The sequence below is a fragment of the Micromonospora echinofusca genome (assembly GCF_017614955.1).
GTDB classification, from domain to species: Bacteria; Actinomycetota; Actinomycetes; order Mycobacteriales; family Micromonosporaceae; genus Micromonospora; species Micromonospora echinofusca_A.
Map to the genome: position 1 here is coordinate 1 of NZ_WVUH01000484.1, position 4259 is coordinate 4259.

Annotated in this window: 2 protein-coding genes; one reads left to right on the top strand and one right to left on the bottom strand. The window is 71.4% G+C overall.

Features of this window, described 5'->3' with window-relative positions; translation table 11 throughout:
* Positions 1-449: 449 nt before the first annotated feature.
* Positions 450-3242 (top strand): type I DNA topoisomerase, encoded by a 2793-nt coding sequence (gene topA / locus GSF22_RS31380; protein ID WP_208817535.1) that lies wholly within the window; start codon positions 450-452, stop codon positions 3240-3242.
* An 80-nt stretch (positions 3243-3322) separates the two neighbouring features.
* Here the strand turns inward: topA and GSF22_RS31385 are convergent.
* Positions 3323-4259 (bottom strand): DUF559 domain-containing protein (locus GSF22_RS31385; protein WP_244454479.1); only part of this gene is annotated, 937 nt, incomplete at its 5' end.

Here is a 4259-nt window from a genome sequence, read left to right on the forward strand (position 1 = left end):
GGGCCCTGCCCACCGCTTGGCCGACCGGGCCCCGCCCGCCGCCCGGCCGACCGGGGCCGATTCCGCCGCCCGGCGGCCGCCGGCTGACCGGGCCGGGACCGCTATCGACCGGCTGACGGAAACCTGTCCGATGCGGGACAGCCGGCTGCCGGTTTGGACCAGAATTGGGGCGGCTGACCTCCGCCTGACGGACATCGATCCGCGCAGTATCCCGCGTGAGTGCCGCTCTGCGGTGTACGGTGTCGCCGTCCGGCAAGGTCGCCGAGCGCAACGGGTGGACAACCGGGGCGTACCGCCGCTACAGCGCGTGGTTCGCCGCCCGCGGAACCCGCGACGCGGGCGGCGCGTTACGTTGGACATCGCAGCGCCGGACGGTGGGCCGGGTCGATGACGACCCCGGCCCCGCCAACCACCGGGCCAGGAGCAACCGTTCGAAGTCGGGGAGAGACGTGCCGAGTAACGCCAGGAGCACCCGTCTGGTCATCGTCGAGTCACCGGCGAAGGCCAAGACGATCTCGGGCTATCTCGGCCCGGGGTACGTCGTCGAGGCCAGCTTCGGTCACGTCCGTGACCTGCCGCGCAACGCGGCCGACGTGCCCGCGAAGTACAAGAAGGAGCCGTGGGCCCGGCTCGGTGTCGACGTCGACAACGGCTTCGCCGCGCTCTACGTGGTCTCCGCCGACCGGAGGCAGCAGATCTCCAAGTTGACCAAGTTGGCCAAGGAGGTCGACGAGATCTTCCTCGCCACCGACGAGGACCGCGAGGGCGAGGCGATCGCCTGGCACCTGGTGGAGACCCTCAAGCCCAAGGTGCCGGTCAAGCGGATGGTCTTTCACGAGATCACCAAGCCGGCCATCCAGGCGGCGGTGGCCAACCCCCGGGAGATCGACCGGGACCTGGTCGACGCCCAGGAGGCCCGGCGGATCCTGGACCGGCTCTACGGGTACGAGGTCTCGCCGGTGCTGTGGAAGAAGGTCATGCCGAAGCTCTCGGCGGGCCGGGTGCAGTCGGTGGCCACCCGGATCGTGGTGGAGCGGGAACGGCAGCGGATGGCCTTCCGCACCGCCGAGTACTGGGACATCCTGGCCACCCTGGCCGTGCAGAACCCGGGCGACGGACCGCGTACCTTCCACGCCACCCTGGTGGCGCTCGGCGGGGACCGGATCGCCACCGGCAAGGACTTCGAGCCGACCACCGGCCGGGTCAAGCCGGGTGCCGGCGTGGTGCACCTGGACGGCGACGGGGCCCGGGGGCTGGCCGCCCGCCTGGCGGGGCAGCCGTTCGGCGTGACCCGGGTCGAGGAGAAGCCCTACCGGCGCCGGCCGTACGCGCCGTTCATCACCTCCACCCTCCAGCAGGAGGCGGCCCGGAAGCTGCGCTTCTCCTCGCAGCAGACGATGCGCACCGCGCAGCGGCTGTACGAGAACGGCTACATCACCTACATGCGTACCGACTCGGTGAACCTCTCCGAGACGGCCATCGCCGCCGCCCGCCGGCAGATCGTCGAGCTGTACGGCGAGCGCAGTGTCCCGCCGGAGCCGCGCCGGTACACCGGCAAGGTGAAGAACGCGCAGGAGGCGCACGAGGCGATCCGCCCCGCCGGGGACAACTTCCGTACCCCGGGCGAGGTGGCCAACGAGCTGTCCGGCGACGAGTTCAAGCTCTACGAGCTGATCTGGCGGCGGACCATCGCCTCGCAGATGACCGACGCGGTCGGCTCCAGCGTCTCGGTGCGGATCCGGGCGGTCTCCAGCGCGGGCGAGGAGGCCGACTTCGGCGCGACCGGCAAGACGATCACCGACCCGGGGTTCCTGCGGGCGTACGTCGAGTCCTCGGACGACGAGAACGCCGAGGCCGAGGACGCCGAGCGGCGGCTGCCGAACCTGACCAAGGGGCAGCCGCTGACCGCCGACGAGCTGGCCGCGCAGGGGCACCACACCCAGCCGCCGTCGCGCTACACGGAGGCGTCGCTGGTCAAGGCGCTGGAGGAGCTGGGCATCGGTCGGCCGTCGACGTACGCGTCGATCATGCAGACCATCCAGGACCGGGGGTACGTGGCCAAGCGGGGCCAGGCGATGATCCCCACGTTCCTGGCCTTCGCGGTGATCGGTCTGATGGAGCGGCACTACCCGAGGCTGGTCGACTACAACTTCACCGCCAGCATGGAGAACGAGCTGGACGAGATCGCCGGTGGGGACCACGCGGCGGTCGACTTCCTGACCGCGTTCTACTTCGGCACCACCAACGGTGCCGGTGACCAGGACATCGCCCGTTCCGGTGGGCTGAAGAAACTGGTCACCGAGAACCTCAGCGAGATCGACGCGCGCAGCGTCAACTCCATCCCGCTCTTCACCGACGACGAGGGCCGCGAGGTGGTGGTCCGGGTCGGCCGGTACGGGCCGTACCTGCAACGCAGCGTGCCGGGTGCGGAACCGACTCCGACGGCCGAGGGCGAGGAGGGCGGCCCGGCCGGGGACCGGGCGCCGATCCCCGAGGGGCTGGCCCCGGACGAGCTGACCCCGGAGAAGGTGCACGAGCTGTTCCTTGGCGGCGGGGGCGAGCGCAAGCTCGGGGACGACCCGGCCACCGGCGAGCCGATCCTGCTCAAGTCCGGCCGGTTCGGTCCGTACGTGTCCAGTGGCGAGCGCAAGTCGTCGCTGCTGCGCTCCCAGTCACCGGACGAGTTGACCCTGGGCGAGGCGCTGAAGCTGCTCAGCCTGCCCCGGCTGGTCGGGGTGGACGCCGAGGGTGTCGAGGTGTTCGCCAACAACGGCCGGTACGGCCCGTACGTCAAGCGGGGTGAGGAGTTCCGCTCGCTGGACTCCGAGGAGAAGATGTTCACCGTCACGCTGGACGAGGCGCTGGCCCTGCTGGCCGCGCCGAAGACCCGTCAGCGTCGGGCGGCGGCTCCGCCGCTGCGGGAGATGGGCGTCGATCCGCTGACCGAGAAGCCGCTGGTGATCAAGGACGGCCGGTTCGGGCCGTACGTCACCGACGGGGAGACGAACGCGTCCCTGCGGCGCGGTCAGAGCCCGGAGGCGTTGACCATCGAGGAGGCTTCCGAGATGCTCGCCGAGAAGCGGGCGAAGGGGCCGGCGCCGAAGAAGAAGGCGACCACCAAGAAGGCGGCGGCACCGGCGAAGAAGACGGCCGCGAAGAAGGCTGCTCCGGCGAAGGCGACGACGACCAAGGCGACGACGACCAAGGCGACGACGGCGAAGAAGGCCACGACCGACGGGTAGCCGCTGAGATCTTGGTGGCAACGGGCCCCTCCAGGGGCTGTTCGCCACCAAGATCTTCGAAAATCCGGCGGTCAGCCGGGTCAGCCGGGCCAGCCGGCGGCCCGTAACGCGGCCCGGAGTTGTTGGATCACCGCCCCCGGCTGGTTCCTCACCGCCCAGGCGGGGAAGCGGAGCACCCGGTCACCGGCGATCCAGAGGTCGTTCTGGCGCTGCATGTCGGCCCAGGCGGTACGCGGGTCGAGGTGCTGACCGCCGTCGACCTCCACGTGTACCCGCCACCGGTCGAAGTAGACGTCCAGGTAGCGGCGCCGTCCCGCGCTGTCGGTCCGGATCACCTGTCGGGACGGCTCGGGCAGGCCCGCGCGGCGGACCAGGCTGAGGAAGTCCAGTTCAGCCAGGGAATGGGCGCCGCCGGCTGCATCCGTGGCGGTCTGCATGATCAGTTTGCGGCGCCGGGCCCGGGGCATCCGGTCGAGTACCCGGTGGATGTCGTCGCCACCGACCAGGCGTTGTTGGAATCCCGCCGCGACGACCGCCCGCGCCTCCTCGTCGGTGCGTGCCCACTGGGCCGCGTCGACGATCGACCGGGCCGGCATGGTCCGGGGCGGCAGTCCGACCGGCAGGACGTCCTCCTCCGGCAGCGACGTGCTCCGGTGCGCGACGACGTAGGGCGGGAGGCGGTCGGCCCGCCGGGCAGCCGGCAGCAGCAGGTGGACGGCACTGCCGTCGTACCGGCGCAGTCCCCACTCCCGGGCGGCGGTCAGGCCAGCCAGCACCGCCGGCTCCCCGGCGGCGAGTACCGCGATCCAGCAGAACTGGTCGGGGCCGATCGGCCCGTTGTGCGTGACGAAGACCGCGCGGTGCACCTGGCGCCAGCGGTCGGTGGCGAGCCGGTGCCGGACGGCCCGGCGGGACATGTGCCGTAACGCCTGGGCCAGGCTGATCACCTGGTCCTGGTGGAAGAGCAGCCAGGTCAGCTCGTCGGCGTCGTCGCGGGGGAGTGGGCGGCCGAGGGTG